The 20230-nt window shown below is 69.9% G+C and carries 21 protein-coding genes; 13 read left to right on the top strand and 8 right to left on the bottom strand.

From position 1 onward, the window contains the following. Positions 1 to 22 precede the first annotated feature (22 nt). From U5K29_15880 to U5K29_15865, 4 genes are all read left to right on the top strand, one after another. Positions 23 to 217: a hypothetical protein gene (locus U5K29_15880; GenBank protein ID MDZ7680020.1), complete on the top strand. Its 195-nt coding sequence runs from the start codon at positions 23 to 25 to the stop codon at positions 215 to 217. Beyond that, entirely contained in the window at positions 201 to 542 is a 342-nt protein-coding gene (locus U5K29_15875; protein MDZ7680019.1) for a type II toxin-antitoxin system PemK/MazF family toxin, read from the top strand. The genes U5K29_15880 and U5K29_15875 overlap by 17 nt, the downstream gene beginning before the upstream one ends. A gap of 143 nt (positions 543 to 685) precedes the next feature. Then, the gene (locus tag U5K29_15870; GenBank protein ID MDZ7680018.1) at positions 686 to 1531 is read left to right on the top strand and encodes an alpha/beta hydrolase; all 846 of its coding nucleotides are present in this window, start codon (positions 686 to 688) and stop codon (positions 1529 to 1531) included. 227 nt (positions 1532 to 1758) lie between these two features. Beyond that, a complete protein-coding gene (locus tag U5K29_15865) occupies positions 1759 to 2562 on the top strand; it encodes a DUF427 domain-containing protein (GenBank protein ID MDZ7680017.1) in 804 nt (267 codons plus the stop codon). 12 nt (positions 2563 to 2574) lie between these two features. Here U5K29_15865 and U5K29_15860 read toward each other — a convergent pair whose 3' ends face one another. After that, positions 2575 to 3642, bottom strand: coding sequence for a hypothetical protein (locus tag U5K29_15860; protein ID MDZ7680016.1), 1068 nt, complete (start codon positions 3640 to 3642; stop codon positions 2575 to 2577). A 139-nt stretch (positions 3643 to 3781) separates the two neighbouring features. On the opposite strand from U5K29_15860, the gene U5K29_15855 reads away from it, so the two are divergent. Together U5K29_15855 and U5K29_15850 are read left to right on the top strand one after the other, a co-directional pair. After that, positions 3782 to 4240 (top strand): SRPBCC family protein, encoded by a 459-nt coding sequence (locus U5K29_15855; protein ID MDZ7680015.1) that lies wholly within the window; start codon positions 3782 to 3784, stop codon positions 4238 to 4240. A 5-nt stretch (positions 4241 to 4245) separates the two neighbouring features. Continuing rightward, complete coding sequence (locus U5K29_15850) at positions 4246 to 5109, top strand: TauD/TfdA family dioxygenase (protein MDZ7680014.1); 864 nt, start codon at positions 4246 to 4248, stop codon at positions 5107 to 5109. Here U5K29_15850 and U5K29_15845 read toward each other — a convergent pair. Next, positions 5103 to 7232, bottom strand: a complete 2130-nt coding sequence (locus tag U5K29_15845; GenBank protein ID MDZ7680013.1) for an MMPL family transporter — start codon at positions 7230 to 7232, stop codon at positions 5103 to 5105. The genes U5K29_15850 and U5K29_15845 overlap by 7 nt on opposite strands. 118 nt (positions 7233 to 7350) lie before the next feature. Between U5K29_15845 and U5K29_15840 the strand changes: the two genes are divergently transcribed. Next, positions 7351 to 7956 carry a TetR/AcrR family transcriptional regulator gene (locus U5K29_15840; protein ID MDZ7680012.1) on the top strand — a complete coding sequence of 202 codons (606 nt, stop codon included), beginning with the start codon at positions 7351 to 7353 and terminating at the stop codon, positions 7954 to 7956. Between the two features lie 41 nt (positions 7957 to 7997). Beyond that, on the top strand, positions 7998 to 8948 hold the full coding sequence (locus U5K29_15835) for a carbon-nitrogen hydrolase family protein (protein MDZ7680011.1): 951 nt from the start codon (positions 7998 to 8000) through the stop codon (positions 8946 to 8948). 12 nt (positions 8949 to 8960) lie between these two features. Here the strand turns inward: U5K29_15835 and U5K29_15830 are convergent, their stop codons facing one another. The 5 genes from U5K29_15830 to U5K29_15810 form a co-directional block, all read right to left on the bottom strand. Next, a complete protein-coding gene (locus tag U5K29_15830; protein ID MDZ7680010.1) occupies positions 8961 to 10031 on the bottom strand; it encodes a haloalkane dehalogenase in 1071 nt (356 codons plus the stop codon). Continuing rightward, positions 10028 to 10939: a haloalkane dehalogenase gene (locus U5K29_15825; GenBank protein ID MDZ7680009.1), complete on the bottom strand. Its 912-nt coding sequence runs from the start codon at positions 10937 to 10939 to the stop codon at positions 10028 to 10030. The genes U5K29_15830 and U5K29_15825 overlap by 4 nt, the downstream gene beginning before the upstream one ends. Before the next feature lie 112 nt (positions 10940 to 11051). Continuing rightward, the gene (locus U5K29_15820; GenBank protein MDZ7680008.1) at positions 11052 to 11543 is read right to left on the bottom strand and encodes a GyrI-like domain-containing protein; all 492 of its coding nucleotides are present in this window, start codon (positions 11541 to 11543) and stop codon (positions 11052 to 11054) included. A 385-nt stretch (positions 11544 to 11928) separates the two neighbouring features. After that, on the bottom strand, positions 11929 to 12312 hold the full coding sequence (locus tag U5K29_15815; GenBank protein ID MDZ7680007.1) for a hypothetical protein: 384 nt from the start codon (positions 12310 to 12312) through the stop codon (positions 11929 to 11931). Positions 12313 to 12357: 45 nt separating this feature from the next. Continuing rightward, entirely contained in the window at positions 12358 to 12915 is a 558-nt protein-coding gene (locus U5K29_15810; GenBank protein MDZ7680006.1) for a TIGR03086 family metal-binding protein, read from the bottom strand. 128 nt (positions 12916 to 13043) lie between these two features. Between U5K29_15810 and U5K29_15805 the strand changes: the two genes are divergently transcribed. From U5K29_15805 to U5K29_15790, 4 genes are all read left to right on the top strand, one after another. Continuing rightward, positions 13044 to 15110 (top strand): hypothetical protein, encoded by a 2067-nt coding sequence (locus tag U5K29_15805; protein MDZ7680005.1) that lies wholly within the window; start codon positions 13044 to 13046, stop codon positions 15108 to 15110. Positions 15111 to 15159: 49 nt separating this feature from the next. Further along, entirely contained in the window at positions 15160 to 15843 is a 684-nt protein-coding gene (locus U5K29_15800) for an SDR family oxidoreductase (GenBank protein ID MDZ7680004.1), read from the top strand. Positions 15844 to 15918: 75 nt separating this feature from the next. Then, positions 15919 to 17595, top strand: coding sequence for a methylmalonyl-CoA mutase family protein (locus tag U5K29_15795; GenBank protein MDZ7680003.1), 1677 nt, complete (start codon positions 15919 to 15921; stop codon positions 17593 to 17595). Beyond that, positions 17595 to 18008 (top strand): cobalamin B12-binding domain-containing protein, encoded by a 414-nt coding sequence (locus U5K29_15790; protein MDZ7680002.1) that lies wholly within the window; start codon positions 17595 to 17597, stop codon positions 18006 to 18008. Before U5K29_15795 ends, U5K29_15790 begins: the two co-directional genes overlap by 1 nt. A gap of 52 nt (positions 18009 to 18060) precedes the next feature. Here U5K29_15790 and U5K29_15785 read toward each other — a convergent pair whose 3' ends face one another. Next, positions 18061 to 18663 carry a class I SAM-dependent methyltransferase gene (locus U5K29_15785; GenBank protein ID MDZ7680001.1) on the bottom strand — a complete coding sequence of 201 codons (603 nt, stop codon included), beginning with the start codon at positions 18661 to 18663 and terminating at the stop codon, positions 18061 to 18063. 133 nt (positions 18664 to 18796) lie between these two features. Between U5K29_15785 and U5K29_15780 the strand changes: the two genes are divergently transcribed. After that, entirely contained in the window at positions 18797 to 20179 is a 1383-nt protein-coding gene (locus tag U5K29_15780) for an aminotransferase class V-fold PLP-dependent enzyme (protein ID MDZ7680000.1), read from the top strand. The last annotated feature ends 51 nt before the right edge of the window (positions 20180 to 20230 follow it).

The following is a 20230-nucleotide window of genomic DNA, read 5'->3' as shown; positions in this document are numbered from 1 at the left end:
CGATGGCTGTATGCTGATCTGCATGCACAGTACGAGCGTGCGGATCGACTCCACCACCCACGAGGAGCTCAAACGCCTCGCCGACCAGCTGGGCACCACCGTCGGCCACACCGTCACCCTGGCGGTACGGGCCCTTCGTCAAGACCGACTCGGCGACGCCCTGGCAACGCCACTGAGCGACGACGAGCGACGGTGGCTCGATGCTGACCTCCGGTGACATCGTCGACCTCGACCTCGGGACTCCAGCAGGACGCGAAGCGGGCTTCCGGCACCCCGCGGTGGTGATCACCGCTCAGCGGATCCTCGACCGAGCGCCGACAGTGGCCCATGTCGTACCGCTCACCTCCACACGGCGAGACTCACCATCGGAGATCCGCATCGATCCCGACCCGACCAACGGGCTCGACGTCACCTCTGGCGCCCAGTGCCAGCACCTGCGTGCCGTGTCACCGGCTCGAGTGATCAGTCGCCGCGGCAACGTCGGACCGGCGATCCTCACCCAGATGCGCGAGACCATCGGCCTCATCCTCGACGTGCCGTAGCCCATCCACCGATGAGTAGCGACGTCTTCGTCACCACCGCCCCGGCCCTGACCCAGGGAGCTCCACGCGTGCTGGGCATCGCCAGCGGCAATCCGTCCTGAGTCCCCAGATCGCGGTGTACCGAGCCACAGCGGGGCGCGAGCATGGGGCCGGAACCATCCGACGCGCTCGGAAGGAGCAGGCGATGGACCACGTCGAGGTCGACGGGCTACGGGTCGCCTACCAGCGACGAGGCGACGGGCCGCCACTGGTCCTGCTCCACGGCGCCGTCTGCGACAGCCGGGTGTGGCGGGCGGAACTGGAAGCCTTCGCCGCCGACCACACGGTGGTGGCCTGGGACACGCCCGGATGCGGCGAGTCGTCCGACCCACCCGAGGGCTACGGCATGGCCGACTTACGCCCGGTGCCTCGCCGGGCTCATCGAGGCGCTCGACCTCGGACCGACCCACCTCCTCGGCCACTCGTGGGGCACCGCCCTCGCCCTCGAGCTCGCCCACCGCCGACCGGAGCTGGTGAACACCCTCGTGCTCGTCGGCGCCTACGCAGGCTGGGCAGGCTCGCTGCCGCCCGACGAGGTCGAGCGCCGCCTCGACTTCGCCCACCAGCTCGCCGACAGCATCCCGAGCAGCTTCGACCCGAGATCGATGCCCGGCCTGTTCAGCGACGTCATGCCCCCGGACCGAGCCGCAGAACTGGCCGGCATCATGTCCGACATCCGCCCCGCCGGCACCAGGATGATGGCCGAGGCGCTCGCCGCCAGTGACCAGCGCGAGATCCTCGGTTCGATCGACGCGCCGGCGCTGCTGGTCTACGGCGACCAGGACATCCGGTCGCCGGTCGAGATCGGCGAGGAGCTCCACGAGGCCCTCTCGAACTCGACGCTCACCGTGCTCCCCGGCCTCGGACACGAGTGCTACCTCGAGGACGCCGCCCGGTTCGAGGAAGCGGTGCGCACCTTCCTCGATGCCCACCGACGCCGCGAGCGCTAGCCAGGCAAGGGCGGCTCAGGCAGCACCGCCCGGCGTCGCCCTGTCTCCCAGCGCAGCACAGATCTGGTGGTGACGCACCAGGAAGGCCTGCTCGCCTTGCGCGATCGGCCACCTGCCATGACGCCAAGCTATGGCCGAGGCACAGCCGGATCGGGGATCGTTCAGAGCTCGATACGGTGAGCACCGAGGTGGCGCGGACCTCCAGACCCAGATCCGGGAGGCGCACGATGACCCTCACACTCGCCACGGGGCCGCTGGCCTCCAACGCGCCCGATACCACGAACTACGAGGTGAACGGGCCCGCACACAAGCTGTTGCTCACCGAGTTCCCCCGCCGGGTGCGGGCCGTGTTCGGCGGCGAGGTGCTGCTCGACACCCAGGCGGGCCGACTCCTGCACGAGTCCAACCTGTTGCCCGTGCTCTACGTCCCCGAGCGGGACATGGACGACGCCCTGCTCGAGCCGACCGACCACACCACCCACTGCCCGTTCAAGGGCGATGCCTCCTACTGGTCGGTGCGGGTCGGTGACCGGCTCGCCGAGAACGCGGTGTGGGCCTACAACGAGCCGCTCGACGAGTCGTCGTGGCTGCGCGGGCTTCGGGCCGTGTACTTCAAGACGATGGACGCCTGGTTCGACGAGGACGAGCGGATCGAGGGCCACCTGCGCGACCCCTACCACCGCGTCGACGTGCGCCGCAGCAGCCGCCACGTCGTGGTGCGCAGCGGCGACACTGTCCTGGCCGAGTCCACCCGCCCGATGGTCCTCAGCGAGACCGGACTGCCGAACCGCTACTACCTGCCGCCCGAGGACGTGCGCACCGATCTGCTCGTCTCCTCGACGACCAGAACGGTGTGCCCTTACAAGGGTGAGGCGTCGTACTGGTCGTTCCGTCACGGTCACCGCACCGTCGCCGACGTGGCCTTCGCCTACCACCGCCCCCTCGACGACACCGCCCGGGTGGCGGGACACCGCTGCTTCATCAGCAATGACGACATCACCGTCGAGCTCGACGGCGAAGCAGTGCCCTAGCGGCCCGTCCGCCTACTCGACGGGGACGAGCTGGATGCGGGCGTGTTTGACGATGAACCCGTAGCTGCTTGCGTCGCACTCCGAGCTCTCGCCCACCTGGAGGATCGTCGAGCCAGGAACCGCCTGGCAGGTGACGACGAGCTCGGCGGAGACGTCGGTCAGGTCCTCGCCGTCGATGCTGGTGCCGAATCCCAGGACCTCGACACTGGAGAACACCTCCTCCTCGTCGTTGCCGACCGATCGGGTGTCGCTCGCGGAACCGAGCGCCCCGCCATCCGCGTCCGCCGTGAAGTCGACGAACCAGCGGGCCGCCCGCCCGGAGTTGCGGCTCGCCTGCAGGCGCACGGACCACTCCGGCTCGAGCCGGGCCCGCACCTGATACGGCCCCTGGAGGCCGGCCACCTCCGAGTCGGGGATCCTCCAACGCAACGTTGCCGTGCGCACGGCCTCCCCATCGAGACCGCTCGTGAGGGCGTTGAGGAAGATCGTGCGGCCGTTCAATCGAGCCGAGCCGTCGCCACTGCCGCTCTGGCGGAACTCGGCGTCGGACGGGCTCAGCTCGATCTCGAGCGTGGGTCGCTCCGGCGCGGTCGTCGTGGTCGGCGCGGTCGTCGTGGTCGGCGCGGTCGTGGTCGGTGGCGAGGTGGTGGTCGTCGTGGAGTCGGGATCCTCGGTGGTGGTCGTGGAGTCGGGATCCTCGGTGGTCGTCGTGGATCCCTCCGGGTCGCCCGGCTCGCCGAGGGTCAGTGGACGCGACGCTTGCAGGACGGAGCCGTCGGGAGCGGTGAGGCTCACCACGACCAGTCGCTCGCCGGCTTCGGCCGGATAGGTGTAGGAGGCCGACAGCGGGCCCGAACCGCGCAGCTCGAGTGGGGTGGACCCGTCGCCCCAGTCGATGCTGATCTCCGACGGTTCGTCGCTTCCGACCACCGAGAAGTCGATCGTCGCGTCGTACCCGATGGCACGGAGGGACTCGATCGAGACCGCGGGTGCCGCAGCATCGTCATCATCCCCGCCCGACACCAGGACGACCACCAGGACGACGGCGAGGATCGCAGCAACCGCCCCGAGTCCAGCCACGACCGCTCGCTGCTGTTGTGCCCGCATCGGAACACACTTGCACAAGGACCGCAGCGGCGCTCGGGAACGCGCTCCTCGACGCGGCGATGTTTGCCGGAACGGGTGGCCGCAACCAGCTGCCTGTGATGAACTCGGAGCCATGACCGACAAGATCGAAGTGTCCCGCGACATCGCCGCCCCGCCCGAGATGGTCTATGCCGCCATCTCCGACGTGACCCGCATGGGCGAGTGGTCACCCGAGTGCTACGCCTGCGAGTGGCACGACGGCGTCGACGGCCCGGCCGTCGGGGCCACCTTCGACGGCCACAACCGCAACGGCGACAAGGAGTGGACCACCCAGGGCAAGGTCATCGAGGCCGACCCCGGCCGCGCCTTCGCCTTCGAGTGCTCGATGTTCGACTTCCACTACTCGACCTGGGGCTACCGCATCGAGCCCACCGACACCGGCTGCCGGGTGACCGAGTGGAACGAGGACCTCCGACCCGAGTCCGCCATCGAGGCCAGCAAAGCCATCTCCGGTGTCGAGGACCGGACCGGTCGCAACCGCGAGACCATCAGCGCCACCCTCGAACGCCTCGCCGCCGCCGTCGAAAGCTGACCGCGATGACCACCACCGAGCAGCCGGCGACCTACGAGCGGATCACGGTGAGCCCGGTGTCGGGCGCCCTCGGGGCCGAGATCGACGGTGTGGACCTCGCCGCGGATCTCGACGACGCCACCGTCGCCGAGATCCGGGCGGCGCTGCTCGCCCACCACGTCGTCTTCTTCCGCGATCAGGAGCTTCCGCCGGAAGCCCAGATCCGCTTCGGCCGTCACTTCGGCGAGCTCGACACCCACCCCTTCGTCGAGGGCATGGACAGCCACCACGAGGTGATCGAGGTCGTCACCGAGGCCGACGACGTGTTCAACTTCGGCGGCGGGTGGCACACCGACGTCACCTTCCTCGACGAACCCGACCTCGGGTCGATCCTCTACGCCGTGGAGGTGCCGCCGTATGGAGGCGACACGCTCTTCGCCAACCAGCACCTGGCCTACGACACCCTCTCGGACACGATGAAGGGGATCCTCGACGGGCTGGTGGCGAAGCACTCGCCCGGCCCGCAGTACGCGCCCGGCGGCTACTCGACGCTGTCGAAGTCGATGCGCACCCGCAACGCCGAGGGCGCCGACCGTGTGGTGCGCCACCCGCTGGTGCGCACACACCCCGAGACGGGCCGCAAGGGCCTCTACGTGAACCGGGCCTTCACCATCGGCATCGACGGGATGCGCGCCGAGGAGTCCAAACCCCTGCTCGACTTCCTCTTCGCCCACGCCGTGCGCGAACCCTTCACCTGCCGGTTCCAGTGGACCCCTGGAGCGGTGGCCATGTGGGACAACCGCAGCGTGCAGCACTACGCCCTCTACGACTACCGGGGCCACCGCCGGTCGATGCGGCGCATCACCGTCAAGGGCGACCGCCCCTACTGAGCCGGTGGCACGGCCCCGGTCCCCTCGATGTCGAGATGGGGCATGATCCTGTCGAGCCACGAGGGGAGGGCCCAGTTGCGGTGGCCGAGGAGCACCATGGTGGAGGGCACCAGCACCGCACGAACGATGGTCGCGTCGATCAGCACTGCCGCCGCGAGACCGAGACCGATCTGTTGGACGATGAGGTTGTCCCCCATGGCGAAGCCCACGAACACCACGATCATGATCAACGCGGCCGAGGTGATGACCCGGGCGGTGCTGGAGATCCCGGCGACCACGCTGGCGGTGTTGTCGCCGGTTCGCAGGTACTCCTCCCTGGTGCGGGACAACAGGAAGACCTCGTAGTCCATCGAGAGGCCGAACAGCACGGCGAACATGATCATCGGCACCATCGACACGACCGGCATCGCCCCGTCGAGGCCGAGCAGGCTCGCGCCCCACCCCCACTGGAAGACGGCGACGACCGCGCCGTAGCCGGCGCCGATCGACAGCAGGTTCATCGCCGCCGCCTTGACCGGGACCCACACCGAGCGGAACACGATGGCGAGCAGCACCAGGGACAGTCCGATGATGGTGGCCATGAACCACGGCAGGCGCTCGGCCGCCCGGTCGGTGAGGTCGATGTGCTGGGCGGTCGTCCCGCCGATGTAGACGTTGCCGTCGGTCCCGGCGACGACCGAGGGGACCACGTCGTCGCGCAATCGGTGCACGAGGTCCTGGGTGGACTCGTCCTGGGGCGCGTCGCGGGGGGTGACCTGCAACACCGCCGCGTCGCCCGCGGCGTTGAGGATCGCCGGGCTGACCTGGGCGACGGCAGGATCGGATGCGATCGCACCCCGAAGGGTGGTCAGGACCGTGTCGTCACCGTCCGAGGGCAGCTCGACGGCGAGCACGAGGGGACCGGAGAACCCCGCACCGAATCCCTCGACGAGCAGCTCGTGCGCGGCGCGGCGCGTGGAGTCCTCGGCCGCGGTGCTCGCGTCGGGCATCGCCAGGCGCATGTCGAGGATCGGCACGGCCGCCAGCAGCAGGACGATCACGCTGGCGATGAGGTAGCGCCACGGCCGGCCCGCCACCTGGCGGGCCCAACGGGCCCAGAGGTTGTCGGGATCCGACTCGGTGCGGGCCTCCATGCCCGGCACCCGCCACCGGTCGATGCCCTCACCGGCGAAGCCGAGCAGCGCCGGGAGGAGGGTGATGGCCGCCACCACCATGACCGCGACGACCAGCGCGGCGCTGGCCCCCATGATCGTGGCGGCGGGAATCCCTGCGACGGTCAGCCCGCCGATGGCGATGATGACGGTGACACCGGCGAACACGACCGCCTGGCCCGCGGTGGCCATCGCCCGCCCGACCGACTCGGCCACGTCGATGCCGTCGGTCAGGTGCTGGCGGTGACGGGTGACGATGAAGAGCGCGTAGTCGATCCCGACGCCGAGTCCGAGCATCACGCCGAGCAGCAGGCTGCTCGAGGGGACGTCGACGACGAGTGCCAGCAGCTGGATGAGCGCTGCACCCGACGCCAACCCGAGCAAGGCCAGCCCCAGGGGCAGGCCCATCGCCAGCACCGACCCGAACGCGACCAACATGATCAACAAGGCCGCCCCGACCTTGAAGACCAGCTCCTTCCCGCCGAGCTCGGGGGACTGGTAGTACGCGGGCAACTCGCCACTCAGCTCGACCTCGATGCCCAGGTCCCGCCCGACCTCCACGGCCGAGTCGAGCTCGGCCAGGGTGTCGCTGCCGAGATCGCCGATCGAGCGCTCGTAGCGCACGTCGGCGTAGCCGATGGTCCCATCGGCCGACAGCGCTCCCCCCACGCCGGCGACCGGGTCTCCGACGATGGCGACCTCGCGCAGCTCGCGCACGGCGTCGAGGGTGACCTCGACGGCGGCCCGGGAGTCGGGGTCGTCGAGTCGCCCGTCCGGAGCATGTAGGACGACTCGGGCCGAGCCGCCCGACTGCTCGGGGAACCGCTCCTCCAGCACCTGCTGGGTCTCGTAGCTGCCGGTGCCGGGGATGCCGAACTCCTCGCTGAACTCACCCCCAGCCGTTCTGGCCACCACCACCAGCGCGAGCACGGCGAGCAGCCACACCCCCACCACACGGCGGCGGTTCGCCACCGCCCCAGTTCCCATTCGGTAGAGCCATCGACCCATCGTCACGTCCCTTTCTCTGAGACACGATGACTCACAACCTACTCTGAGACAGATCGTTTCACAACTTGCTAGGCTCGACCGCATGGGCAACTCCACCGACGACCTCGACCCACGAGTGGCGCGGACCCGCGAGGCAGTGCTCGACGCGGTGCGCGACCTGGTGCGCAGCGCCGGCCTCGAGGCGGTGACCCACCAACAGGTGGCCGAAGCCGCAGGCGTGGGCCGGGCAACCGTGTACCGGCACTGGCCGGACCGCACCAAGCTCCTGGTCGACGCTCTCACCGGCACCGCCGCCACGCGAACCCACACCGAACACGGCGACCTCGCCGCCGACCTCACCGCCGAACTCACCCGGCTGCAGGCCATCCTCAACAACTCACCCTTCGTCCCCCAGGTGGCAGCCCTCGTGAGCCGCGCCGAGTGGGACCCCGAGCTGGCAGACCTGAAACAGCAACTGATGGCCGAGGGCACTGCTGGGCTCCGCCGTGCCATCGAAGCCGGCGTGGCGCGGGACGAGCTCTCAGGGGTCGCCGACATCGAGGCCGCCGTCGCCATTCTCGCCGGACCGCTTTTCTTCAAGCGCCTGCTCGCGGGCCAGCCCATCACCGACGATCTCGTCGCTGCAATCGTGGCCCGCTTCACCACCACCTCGGGATCGCGGCCGGTCGAAGGCCCGAGGCTGGTCTAGATTGAACCACCCCACTCCCGATGTGCAGCAGAGGAGCCAGCATGGCGAGCACCGGCACACCGGAGCGGGAATCCACACCGGGCATCGACCGCCCGTCCTCGTTCACGGTGGCCGCGGTGCAAGCGACACCGGTCGTCCTCGACCGGCAAGCGACCCTCGCCGTGGTCATCGACCAGCTCGCCACGGCCGCGGCCGGCGGAGCAGATCTGGTCGTGTTCCCCGAGTCGTTCGCCCCCTGCTACCCGGACTGGGCCTGGCGCACGAGCCCCTGGAGCGACCGTGAGTGGTACGACCGGTTCGCCAGCCAAGCAGTTGACCTCGACGGCAACGACCTCGACGACGTGCGGGCCGCGGCGAACGACGCAGGAGTCTGGGTCGCGCTCGGTGTCACCGAGCGGGTGCGATCCGGCACCTTGTACAACACCGTCGCCTACATCGACCGCGACGGCCACCTCGCCGGCCGCCACCGCAAGCTCGTCCCCACCGGCGCCGAACGTCTCGTGTGGGCACAGGGCCAGGGCGATCTGCTCACCGTCGTCGACATGGACGGGGTACGGGTCGGCTCGCTCATCTGCTGGGAGAACTACATGCCGCTCGCCCGCACCGCGATGTACGAGCAGGGCATCGACCTGCTGCTCTCGCCCACCTGGGACAACAGCGACGAGTGGATCCCGACCCTGCGCCACATCGCCAAGGAGGGCGGCGTGTTCGTCGTCGGCGTGAGCGCCTGCATCCGGGGCAGCGACATGCCTCGTGAACTCGCCGGCGCAGACGAGATGTACGGGGGTGACGACGACTGGTTGTCCAAGGGGAACAGCACGATCGTCGCCCCCGGCGGGGAGGTCATAGCCGGACCACTGATCGGCGAGCGCGGCGTCGTCACCGCCTCGCTCGACCTGAGCGACATCGCCTCGGCACGGCGGAGGTTCGATCCGGTGGGCCACTACGCCCGGCCCGACGTCGTCTCGCTCACCGACCACCGGACGAGGTGACGAGGCCCGGCGCTACGTCGGGTGCTGGTCGATGAGCGCCACGATGTCGGCAGCCACCTCCTCGCCTCGGTCCTCCTGGATGAAGTGGCTGGCCTCATAGACGCGGTGGTCGATGCCGGGACGCTGGGCGCCGGGGATGTTGGCCCGCAGGTCCTCGCCCATCGTCAGGTACGTGTGCGGGCAGTGGTCGCCCCAGATGGTGAGCACGGGTCGGTCGAACGCCTCGAGCACCTGCCACACCTCGTCGTTCACGAGGCGCTCGGGGTCGTCCTCGGTGACCGGCACGAGCAGTGGGAAGCGACGGGCGCCCACCACGAAGTCCTGGGTGGGAAACGGGGCGTCGTAGGCAGCGAGGACGTCGTCGGACAGGTCGCTGAGGCACCAGCCCGGCACGACCTTTGACGGCCACAGCTCGGCCACCTCCTGGGCGTAGACCCGCCACGCCAGGAAGTAGAGGACGCCGCCCTGGTCGACGAGGGCGTGCACGGCGTCGGGATCGATGCGGTCCTCGTCGTCGACGGTGTCGCGCCAGGCAATGCCGAGCAGCGCCTCCAGCATCTCGGGCGGTAAGCGCTCCTGGGGCGCGATGCCGGGCAGTCCCGGGCCCGACCGGGGCATGCCCGTGTTGGAGAACACCAGCCGGGCGAACCGGTCGGGGTCCTGGCCCACGACCCGGCCGCCGATCAGGCCACCCCAGTCCTGGCCGAAGAACGTGATGCCGCCGAGATCGAGCGCGTCGAGCAGCGCTCGCACCCAGCGCGTGTGGCTGGTGTAGGTGTAGGCCTCGGGATCGGTGGGCTTGTCGGAGCGACCGAAGCCGATGAGGTCGGGGACGATCACGCGGTGGCCGGCCTCGACCAGCGGCGGGATCATCTTCCGGTAGAGGTAGCCCCACGTGGGCTCGCCGTGGAGCAGCAGCACCGTCTCGGTGGCGTCGGCGGGGCCGGCATCGACGTAGGCCATGCGGAGGCCTGGCTCGACCTCGAGGTAGTGGGGTTCCCACGGGTAGTCGGCGATGTCGGCGAAGCGCGCCTCGGGCGTGCGCAGGACGCCGGGCCGGGGATCGGGCGGCGCCTCGCTCATGACGTCGAGGCGATGTAGTCGACCAGCACCTGCGCCAACTGCTGCCCGCTGTCCTCCTGGAGGAAGTGGCCCGCGCCCTCGATGGTGGTGTGGGGCTGGCCCTCGGCGCCGGGGACCTTGGCGCGGAACGGCGCGTCGCCGCCCTTGGTGATCGGGTCCGAGTCGCTGAAGCAGCACAGGAACGGCTTCTCGAACCGCTCGAGCACTCGCCAGGCCTCCTCCTGGTCGGGCGTGGCCGGATCGTCGGGTGACGAGGGGACGAGGGCCGGCATGATCCGGGCGCCCGCCTTGTAGGTGTCGTCGGGGAACGGTGCGTCGTAGGCCGCGATCACCTCGGCGGACAGGTCGGTGGTGCACCCACCGTTGACGATCCCGCCCACCGGGAAGTGCTCGGTCTCCTGGGAGAAGCGCTGCCAGGCCAGGAAGGCCTCGCTTGCCGGTCCGTGCCCGGTGGGCAGGCCGGTGTTCCCGATGGCGACGCGGGCGAAGCGGTCCGGGTCGGCGGCCACGAGCCGGAGGCCGATCAGACCACCCCAGTCCTGTCCGAAGAAGCTGATATCGCGCAGGTCGAGCCGGTCGAACAGGGCCTGGCGCATCCACTCGACGTGGCGGGCATAGGAGTGGTCGGACTGCTCGGTGGGCTTGTCGCTGCGGCCGAAGCCCACGAGGTCGGGGACGACCACCCGGTGGCCGGCCTCGACCAGGGTGGGGATCATGTGGCGATAGAGGAAGCACCACGATGGCTCGCCGTGCATGAGCAGCACCGGGGCGGCGTCGGCTGGGCCCTCGTCGAGGTGATGGACCCGAAGCGTGCCACCGTCGCCGTCGTCCACCTCGACGTAGTGCGGGGCGAAGGGAAAGTCGGGGAGGCCCTCGAAGGCCTCGTCGGGGGTGCGAAGGGAGTGCATCACCTGCTCCTCGTCGTGTGCTGGCGGAACGTCGCCTGCAGGATCTCACTGACACACAGGTTTCGTCCTATCGCAGGCATCACCTTCCGCGTGTGCGAGCCCGACCAGTGAGTCAGCCCGCGTCCGCCGGCGCCGCCACGGCTCGCACCGGGAACTCGACCCGGGTCATCAGCTCATCGGGGACCACAGTCCGGGGATCGTTGAGGTAGATCTCCCGCGGTGGGCCGGCAGCTCCACGGCCGTGCTCGGCGATCCAGGCGTTCAGCGCGTGGTGGGCGGATCCGACCTCCTCGTAGGAGCCCTGGTGCACCGTCGCCGCCACCGTCCCGCCACCGATCTCGCGGCTGGAGACCTCTTCGTCGCCGTCGACCTTCCGAGTGATCGGGATGCACAGCTCGATGTCGCCGTCAGCGTCGCCGCCGATGACGTCGTGGTAGACGATGAACGGCGACCCGGCAGGCTCGACGCCCTCGCTGGCGAGCGTCTGCATCAACCGGCCGAACCCTGCGCCGATGTCGTCACCGATGCGACCGATGCCGGTGCGGACCCTGACAGCGGCAACCAGCTGCGGAGCCACCTCGTCGACCTGAACTGTGTAGGACATGATCTCTCCCTGCGCTCGATCAGCGCCTCGAGTTGCGTGCGGAGATCGTCGAGACTGCGGCCCCGTCGGAGCCGATGCTCCCACTCGTCCATCCTCTGTCGGGAGTCCAGAACCGTGGCTACCACACAACCCGCCCGCCATCAGCTCTTCCAAGTCCTCTCCGAAGCCACCGGACCAGACGGAGCAACGACGCTCATGGACCTCCTGCCCCAGCCTGGAGAACCGAACTGCGCACGGGCCTCGCCGACCATCCCACCGAAGGTTGACAAGAACGCCGAGCCCTGCCATCACCTGGGTCCACGCCCTGCGACGGAGGTCGGCACCCCGCGTCGCAGGGTTCGCGCTGCATCGACCACGAGTCGATGCAGCGCGAACCACCGCACGCTCAGGCGTTTGCCACCTGGGCGCCGATGTGGTCGATCACCGGGCGGTGCAGGTCCTGGGGGCTGAAGAGGATGATCTCGGCGTCCTCCTCGACACGAACCGTGTGACCAGCGGGCCAGTGGAACACCTCGCCGCCCACGGCGTGCTCCTCGGTGCCATCGGTGTAGGTGATCACCACGTCGCCGGTGATGACATAGCCCCAGTGGGGTGACTGGCACAGATCGCCGTCGAGCCCCTGCAAGAGGGGTGCCAGGTCGGTGCCGGTCGCCATGGTGAAGTACTCGGCGCCGATGGCACCCGACGCAGTCCCGAAGTCGGGGAGCTGACGGGCGATGGCCCCGGGGGCGTCGACCCGGACCGGGATGTCGTTCTTGGACAGGTGCATGGAAGTGTTCCTCCTGTTGTCGTTGATCTACGTGGTGGGCTCGAGTCAGAGCGTGCGACCGCTGAAGGCCACGAGACGCTCGAGCGGTGTGGCCCCAGATGGCGCCGTGGTCGGATTGGCGAACATGCCGTTCTCCCGCAGTTCGGGGGTGATGGCGCCCCCGGCAAACGAAGCAACCGCATCGACCACCTCGGTCGGCGGGTCGTAGTCCTGGCCCGTGGCCCTGGCCAGATCCCAGCCGTGCACGAGGCCGTCGAAGGCCACGAGGCGGGCAAAGGTCTCCCCGGGCATCTCGCCGACCGGTGCGCTGATCGTGCGGTCCATGGCGCCAGGACTCTTCACGGCATCGAACAGGTCGTCCATCGCCTTGCGGAACTCGGCGACCGGCACCTCGGTCGTGGCTGCTGGAGCGTCGATCGCCGGAGGCTCCTCACCCCGGAACATGTAGGCGAACTGGCTACCGAGCACGACCATGTGGTCGATCACCCCGCTCACCGTGAACTCGGTGCAGGGTGTGGGGTCACCGAGCTGGTCGGGACGAATCCCTTCGACGGTCCTGATGACCCTTGGCAGGATCTCCTCCAGTTGAGCGGTCGGCTCCATGAGCCCCCTCCTTCTCCTCGTCTGCTGTCAGGAGGAAGGCGCGACAACGCGTGTCACAATGCGACAATGGCCCCACGTCGAGTCCGGAACCGTCTGCGGAGCGGCGCCCAGTCGCTCCGGCCCGCCAGGTGAACGGGACGGGCCCGGTCGCCGACGCCCGAGCCGCCGTCGACCGAGGCGAGTGGCTCGACGCGTTGCGCCTGCTCGACGCCGGCGGTGACGCAGCCGCATCACCGGAGGCCATCGAGCTGCGAGCCACGGCCGCATACGGAGCAGGCGACTTCGACGCCTGCATCCGGGCATGGGAGGAGTTGCACGGCCTCCACGAGGCGGCCGGCGACCGCGCCGAGGCGGCTCGCGCTGCGGCAATGCTCGCCATGTACCTGATGATGGACACCGGCCTCATGGCGCCGGTGCGCGGCTGGCTCCGTCGCGCCGAGCGTCTCGTCGAAGGCCACGACGAGGTGACGGCGCACGCGTTCATCGCCATGACGAGGACCTACGAGCGGTTCATGTGCGGCGACATGGCAGCAGCCGAGGAACAGGCGGCCCTCGCGATCGAGCTCGGCGAGCGCTTGGGTGTCGTGCCCGCGGTGGTGATCGGTCGGGTCGCGATGGCCCGCGTCCGGATCTTCAACCACCAGGTCGACGAGGGCCTCGAGCTGCTCGACGAGGTCTGCGCCCACCTGATGTCGGGTGAGGTCGATGCGCTCACGACCGGGATGATGTACTGCGAGCTGATCTGTGCCGCTCAGGGGCTCGCCCTGCTCGACCGGGCCACCGAGTGGACCGACGTGATGGAGCGCTGGCGCCACGGTGTCGCCTTCGGCGGGATCAACGGCCGGTGCCGGGTGCATCGAGCCGAGCTGCTCCGCATGTCGGGACCGTGCGACGCCGCCGAGGCCGAGGCGCTCGGCGCCTGCGAGGAGCTGCGCCCGTGGATGCGGCGGGAGTACGGCTGGCCACTCGTCGAGCTCGGCAACATCCGGCTGCGCAAGGGCGACCTCGACGGCGCCGAGGAGGCGTTCCTGGCCGCCCACGACCGGGCATGGTCACCACAGCCCGGCCTGGCCCTGCTCCGCCTCGAACAGGGTGAGGTCACGACCGCATCGGCGCTCATCGCCGAAGCGATCGCCCATCCGGTCGACATCCCGTGGAAGGAGCGACCCCCCTTCGGCGATCTGCAGTTGGCACCGCTCCTCGACGCCCAGGTCGAGATCGCGGCCGCGGCCGGCGACGTCGACACCGCGCGCCAGGCGGCCGCCGCCCTCCAGCGGACCGCCGACTCGTACTCCAGCCGCGGCTTGGCGGCGTCGGCCTCGCTGGCCGGGGCCCGGGCCGCGCTCGCCGACAACGACCTCGACGACGCGGTCCACCGGGCATCGGAGGCGGTCGCGATGTGGACCGAGCTCGGAGCGCCGTTCGACGCCGCCGTGGCGCGCACCGTGTTGGCCGACGCGTGCCAGCGGTCGGGAAACCTCGAGTCGGCCACCATGCACCGACGCACCGCCAGGGCGGCGTTCGAGGCGTTCGGTGCAGCCAGGCGCGTCGACCGACTCGACGACCTGCTCACCGCCGAACGGTCCCCAGCCCAGACGGGCGACGCCGATGCAGCCGTGGCGACGTTCCGGCTCGACGGCGACATGCGAACCGTCGCCTTCGCCGGTCGGACCACCCTCGTTCGCGATCTCAAGGGGTTCCGGTATCTGGCGCGGATGCTCGCCGAGCCCGACCGCGAGTTCCACGTCCTCGACCTGGTCGCGGCCGAGCAGGGCAACTCGACCGCCCACCAGCCGTCCGATGACGACGACCTGCGACCGAGCACCGGCGCGGGGCTCCCCGTGATCGACGACGAGGCGAGGGAGGCCTACCGCCGACGGCTCGCCGAGGTCGACGAGGACATCGACGAGGCGCGGCGCCTCAACGACACCGGCCGGATCGCGCTCGCCGAACGCGACCGGGAGTTCCTCGTCGCCGAGCTGGCCGCCGCCGTCGGGCTCGGCGGTCGGGCCCGGACTGTCGGGGGCGACGCCGAGCGCGCTCGCACCAGCGTGGCGCGCACGATCCGGTACTCGCTGAGACAGCTGGCCGAGCACCACCCCGATGCCGCCGCCCACCTCGAACAGCGGGTCCGCACCGGCACGTACTGCTCCTACCGGTCCGACCCGGTGGCGAGGCTCACCTGGGAGCTGTGACCTCGCCGCTCCCCCGGCGAGCCCACAGGACAGGTGGCAGCATGGCGCGATGACCGATCGCCTCGCCGGGACACGCGCGCTCGTCACCTCCGCCGACACCTACATGGGTCCGGCCATCGTCGAGCTGTTCGAACAGGAGGGAGCCCACGTCACCGCCGACGCCAGCGACCTCACCCCTCCTGCCGCTGCCGCCGAGACGGTGCGCTCGGCAGGAGACATCGATGTCCTGGTCGCCAACCTCGCGACCCCACCGCGACCGTCACCAGCCTCCGACATCGCCGACGACGACTGGAGCGCCCTGTTCGACCAGCTCGTCCATCCCCTCATGCGCCTTGTCCGAGCCGCGCTCCCGCCCATGATCGAGCGCGGGTCGGGCAAGATCGTCGCCATCACCAGCGCCGCACCATTGCGCGGGATCCCGGGGGCGAGTGCCTACACCGCGGCCCGTGGCGCCCAGAACGCCTTCGTGCGCAGCGTCGGCCTCGAGGTGGCCCGCCACGGCGTGCAGGTCAACGCCGTGGCGCAGAACTACGTGAAGAACAACGTGTACTACTCCGAGGAGATGCTCGCCGACGCCGACCTGGTCGCACGCATGGAGGGGGCCGTGCCCGCCGGCCGATTGGCCGAGAGCTGGGAGTCCGCCGAGCTGGCCCTGTTCCTCGCCTCGGACCGCAGCGACTTCATCGTCGGCCAGGTGATCCCCTTCTCCGGCGGGTGGACCACCACGATGTAGGAGAATGGGCCACAGTGGTTGGAGGCTCACGCAGTGCCTCCCAGCCCGCCCGCCACGCAGCATGCAGGGACGACCATGACGACCGATTCCGGACCGGACCCCACCGCTACCGACCGAAGCGACGATCCCGACCGCGCGCTCTGGGAGGAGCAGTACCGGGCGGCGCGACTGCGCGATGGCGTCTCGTTCACCACGCGGTCGGGGGTCCCGGTCGAGCCGGTCTATGGCGACGGTCCCTATCCGGGGCAGTTCCCCTACACCCGCGGCATCCACGCCTCGATGTACCGGTCCCGGCTCTGGACCATGCGGATGTTCGCCGGATTCGGCACCGCCGAGGACACCAACGAGCGGTTCAAACAGCTTCTCGAGGCCGGCGGCACGGGGCTATCGACCGCGTTCGACATGCCGACGCTGATGGGGCGTGATTCCGACAGCGAGTGGGCTCTCGGTGAGGTCGGTCGTGCCGGGGTCGCGGTGGACACCATGGCCGACATGGAAGATCTCTTCTCGGGGATCGACCTGTCGGGGGTCTCGACGTCGATGACGATCAACGGTCCGGCACCCATCGTCATGGCCGCCTACATCGCCGTGGCCGAGAAGAACGGTGTCGACCGGGCGGCGCTGTCGGGCACCCTCCAAAACGACATCTTCAAGGAGTACCAAGCCCAGAAGGAGTACATCTTCCCGCCGCGCCCCTCGGTGCGGCTGGTCACCGACCTGATGAGGTTCACCGCGGCGGAGATGCCGCGCTGGCACCCGGTGTCGGTGTCGGGCTACCACATCCGCGAAGCGGGATCGACCGCCGCCCAGGAACTGGCGTTCACCCTGGCCAACGGGTTCGCCTACGTCGAAGCGGCGATCGCTGCCGGTCTCGACGTCGACGACTTCGCTCCGCGGCTGAGCTTCTTCTTCAACGCCCACTCTGACTTCTTCGAAGAGATCGGCAAGTTCCGTGCCGCCCGCCGGATCTGGGCCCGGTGGTTGCGCGACCGCTACGGCGCCACCGATCCCAGGTCCCACATGTTGCGGTTCCACACCCAGACCGCCGGGGTGTCGCTCACTGCCCAACAACCCCGCAACAACATCGCCCGGGTGGCGACCCAGGCGCTGTCCGCCGCCCTCGGGGGCACCCAGTCGCTGCACACCGACAGCTACGACGAAGCGTTGTCGCTACCCACCGAGGACGCGGCCCGCATCGCGCTGCGAACCCAACAGATCGTGGCCCACGAGACCGGGGTCACCAACGTCGCCGACCCGCTCGGCGGCGCCCCGTTCGTCGAGTGGATGACCGACGAGATGGAACGACAGGCCGAAGCGGTCTTCGCCCACCTCGACCAGCTCGGTCACGGCTCGATCCTCGAAGGCGTCTACGAGGGCATCGACAACGGGTACTTCACCGGCGAGATCGCCGACGCGTCGTACCGCTTCGAACGCGAGGTCAACTCCGGCGAGCGGATCATCGTCGGGATCAACGACTTCACCGACGGCAACGACGACCGCGACCAGCAGATCCTGCGCATCGACCCCTCGGTGGAGACGATCCAGCTCAAACGCCTCGCCGCGGTCAAAGCCGACCGCGACGACGACGCGGTGCGCGCCTGTCTCGAACAGGTCCGCACCGACGCCGCCGACCCCACCGTCAACCTCATGCCCAGCTTCATCGACGCCGTCGCGGTCTACGCCACCGAAGAAGAGATCGTCACCGCACTCGAGTCGGTGTTCGGCACCTACACCGAGACCACCACCATCTGATGGGCACCGACCACGAACCCCAGATCCGCATCGTCTTGGCCAAGCTCGGCCTCGACGGTCACGACCGGGGACTGCGGGTCGTGGCACGAATCCTCCGCGACGCCGGGTTCGAGGTCATCTACCTCGGACTGCGCCAGACCACCGACATGGTCGCCTCCGCCGCCCTCCAAGAAGACGCCGACGCGGTCGGGCTCTCCCTGCACAACGCCAGCCACCTCACCCTCGCCCCCCGAATGGTCGACACCCTCCGCGCAGCAGGCCACGACATCCCCGTCATCGTCGGCGGCATCGTCCCCGACCAAGACATCCCAACCCTGCACCACGCCGGCGTGGCCGCGGTGCTCGGCCCCGGCGCACCCGCCTCCACGGTCGCCGAGACCGTCCGCGAGGCAGTGAAGTCGGTCCGCTCCTGACCCGGGCCGCTCTAACCCCGGGCTCCTCCACACCCCCGCACGACCGAAACGGTCAGATACCGGCCGTGGCCAGGATCAAAGGATAGGTCCCGTCGCCCCGTTCGATCTCGTGGCACCGGGTCACGCTCACCCTCGAGAAGCCCGCCTGCTCGAGCCATGCGGCCAGCTCGGCCGGATCGAAGCCGTGGTGGCCGTGGAACCCCTCGCCGTGGAACGAACCGTCCTCCTCCTCGAGGTCGACCACGCACAGGTGGCCACCGTCGGCGAGCAGGGTGGCGAAGGCCTCGAGCACCGGCTCGAGGGGGGTGATGTGGTGCAGCACCATCACCGTGACGATGAGGTCGAAGCGCTCGCCGGCCGGCGCACCCCCCGACAGGTCGAGCTCGACCACCCGGGCGTCGGGAAGCAGACCGGCCTCGACCTTCCTCTCCATCTGCTCGCGCATCCCCGCCGAGGTGTCGGCGAGGGTCACCGGCCCCACCGAGTCCTGCAGGGCCTCGGTCACCAGACCGGTGCCGGCCCCGTACTCGAGCAGCCGCATCGAAGGATCAAGAGGCACCGCCGCCCGGATGGCGTCGGCCACGACCCGCGCCCGCTCGACCTTGGCCGGATCGTCGTCCCAGGTGGCGGCCCGCTCGTCGAAGTCGCTGCTCATCGGACCACACCCGCACGATCGCTGGGGCGGTGGACATCGTCGATCGACTGAGGCATCCCCGCACCGTAGCTGTTGCTCCGCATCGTTCGGATTGCACTTCTCATCGAGTGCCGATCCTGGGAGGCTGCCCCGCATGAGCCCCACCGATGTCACCGACCTGTTGCACACCGTCGCCGACTCCTCGGCCGCCTACCTCGCCGGCCTCGACCAGCGTCGAGTCCCCGCCGAGCTCACCGTGGCCCAGGTGCGCGACCGCCTCGATGGACCCCTGGCCGAGGTGGGCGACGCCGCCCACGACGTGGTCCGCGAGCTGGGGGCGCTGGGCGAGGTGGCGACCACGGCGTCGGCTGGGCCTCGCAACTTCGGGTTCGTGATCGGGGGCACGCTCCCCGCGGCGCTCGGCGCCGAGCTGTTGACCGTCGCCTGGGACCAGAACGCGGCGATGGCGGTGATGAGCCCGCTGGCGTCGGTGGCCGAAGAGGTGGCGGGGCGATGGATCATCGAACTGCTCGGGCTGCCGGCGACCTCGGCGATCGGGTTCGTCACCGGCGGGCAGTCGGCCAACACCACCTGCCTGGCGGTCGCCCGCCACCACGTCCTGGCCGCGCGCGGGTGGGACGTCGAACAACAGGGGTTGCGCAACGCCCCCGAGGTCACCGTCGTCGTCGGCCGTCAGCGCCATGCGACCATCGACCAGGCCCTGCGGGTCAACGGGTTCGGTGCACCCACCATCGTGGTCGAGGCCGACGACCAGGGGCGGATGCACCCCGATGAGCTGGCCCGCTCAGCCGGGGCGATCGACGGGCCGGCGATCATCTGCGTTCAGGCCGGCAACGTGGTGACCGGGGCGTTCGACCCCATCGAGGAGATCGTGCCCATCGCCCGCGAGCTGGGGGCCTGGGTGCACGTGGACGGAGCCTTCGGCGGGTGGGCGGCCGCCTCGCCCCCGTACCAGCACCTCACGGCGGGGATGGACGGCGCCGACTCGTGGGCCGTCGACGGCCACAAGATGCTCAACGTCCCCTACGACTGCGGGTACGCGATCACCGCGCATCCCGAGTCACACCGGGCAACCTGTTCGAGCACGGCCTCGTACTACGTGCTCGACGGCGAGGACCAGCCACGCGACGGGATGAGCTGGGTGCTCGACGCGTCGCGGCGAGCCCGGGGGATCTCGACCTACGCCGCGCTGAGGTCGCTGGGCCGCAGGGGTGTCGGCGAGCTCATCGACCGCTGCTGCACCAACGCCCGTCTCTTCGCCGACCTGGTGTCACAGGAGGAGGGGATCGAGGTGCTCAACGACGTCGTGTTCAACCAGGTCGTGCTCCGCTTCGACGACGACGAGCGCACCAAGGCGGTCATCGCCTCGACCCAGCGCGAAGGCACCTGCTGGGCCGGAGGAGCGACCTGGAACGGCCAGGAGGTCATGCGGGTGTCGGTTGCCAACTGGGCGACGACGGCCTCCGACATCGAACGGTCGGCCGGGGCGATCCTGCACGCGCACCGGACCGCGTGATCGAGCCTCGAGGCACCGTCGATCCCGGGCCACGACCGCCTCGCTAGCGTG

The sequence above is a fragment of the Acidimicrobiales bacterium genome, assembly GCA_034521975.1.
Lineage (GTDB): Bacteria > Actinomycetota > Acidimicrobiia > Acidimicrobiales > SKKL01 > SKKL01.
Note: the sequence above shows the minus strand (reverse complement) of the source record. Positions and strands in the feature narration are given on the sequence as shown.